This is a genomic window from Sphingobacterium composti, from assembly GCF_009829075.1.
GTDB lineage: Bacteria > Bacteroidota > Bacteroidia > Sphingobacteriales > Sphingobacteriaceae > Sphingobacterium > Sphingobacterium composti.
This window is the reverse complement of sequence record NZ_WUQZ01000052.1, coordinates 1-1,419: the sequence shown is the minus strand read 5'-3', so window position 1 is coordinate 1,419 and position 1,419 is coordinate 1. Positions and strand designations below refer to the sequence as shown.

The 1,419-nt window shown below is 36.1% G+C and carries 2 protein-coding genes; both read left to right on the top strand.

The annotated features are described in order from the left end of the window. The coding region (locus GOQ17_RS16000) for a Mu transposase domain-containing protein (protein ID WP_159639056.1) at window positions 1-995 on the top strand (995 nt) is incomplete at its 5' end. 23 nt (window positions 996-1,018) lie between these two features. Further along, window positions 1,019-1,419 (top strand): ATP-binding protein (locus GOQ17_RS15995; RefSeq protein WP_159639054.1); only part of this gene is annotated, 401 nt, incomplete at its 3' end.

The following is a 1,419-nucleotide window of genomic DNA, read 5'->3' as shown; positions in this document are numbered from 1 at the left end:
GTTTACCTCAAGTAGTAAAAGCACTTAATAATGCACTAGCATATTTTGGTGGTGTACCTCTTTCTGTTAAATCCGATAATATGAAGCAATGGGTAAAACGTAGTAATCGGTATGAACCTACTTTTGTAGATATGATTGAACAATGGGCCAATCATAATAACATTGCACTTTTAGCTGCTAGACCTGCTAAACCAAAAGATAAACCTTCAGTTGAGGGAGGTGTAAGAATAGCTTATTTACGTGTTTATGGCCCATTGCGTAATGAAACATTTACTAGTTTATTTTCTTTAAATAGTGCCATATGGGATAAGCTTAATTCTCATCATGATAAAAACTTCCAACGTAAAACCTTTAGTCGTAAAGAATTATTCTTCGACAAAGAGAAGCCTACGCTCAAGCGGTTGCCAGATAATCAATATGTCGCCAAGAACTATACTAAAGGCAAAGTACAACAGAACTATCATGTAGTCATTGGTGAGGATTGGCATTTTTACAGTGTTCCCTATAAATATATTGGTAAGACTGTAAATGTTATTTATTGTACTGAAATAGTAGAGATATATAGCGAAAACAACCGAATAGCTTTTCATAAACGAAGTTATAAAAAGCATGGTTATAGTACGCAAATCGACCATTGCCCACCACACCATCAACACGTACTTAATCGTTCTTTATGGAGCCCTGAAGAGTATCTCGTTAAAGCAGAAAAATATGGTCCAGCAACCAAAGACTACTTTCAAAAAGTAATGGATAGCAAACTTATCATAGATCAAACTTATCAAGCCTGTCAAGGCCTTTTACGCTTAGCATCACTCTACCCAGATCGTATAGAAAATGCTTGTCGAAGGGGGCTCAAAGGACATCGCTTCAACTATATGATCATTAAAAATATTATTGAAAACAACATGGACTTGTTAGAAAAAGACGGTGATCAGAATCCTCAATATAGCATTCCTCACCATAGCAATATTAGAGGTGCAGATGAATATAAATAACAGAAAATATAAATAAATACATTATGAATATAGATCAAACAATTCAACACCTCAAATTTTTACGACTTGCCGGAATGGCTAAACGTTACGAAGCTGTCGCGTCTTTACCCGTACATGAACAACAAGACATACACGAACTAATTGGCTCAATGGTACATGCTGAGGTAGAGTTTAGGGACCATGGTAGAACACAAAAATATCTTAAAGCTAGTCGATTAAGGTACAATGCACTTCCTGAAGAAATAATCTGTAATAATGAAAGAGGAATTACGCGTGAACAAATCCTGAGGTTATCAGATGGAACTTTTATTACTAGAGGTGAAAATGTCCTTATAACGGGCGCAACTGGGTCAGGCAAAAGCTATTTGGCTTGTGCATTTGGTCGGTCGGCATGTATGCTTGGATATAGAACATTATACTTTTC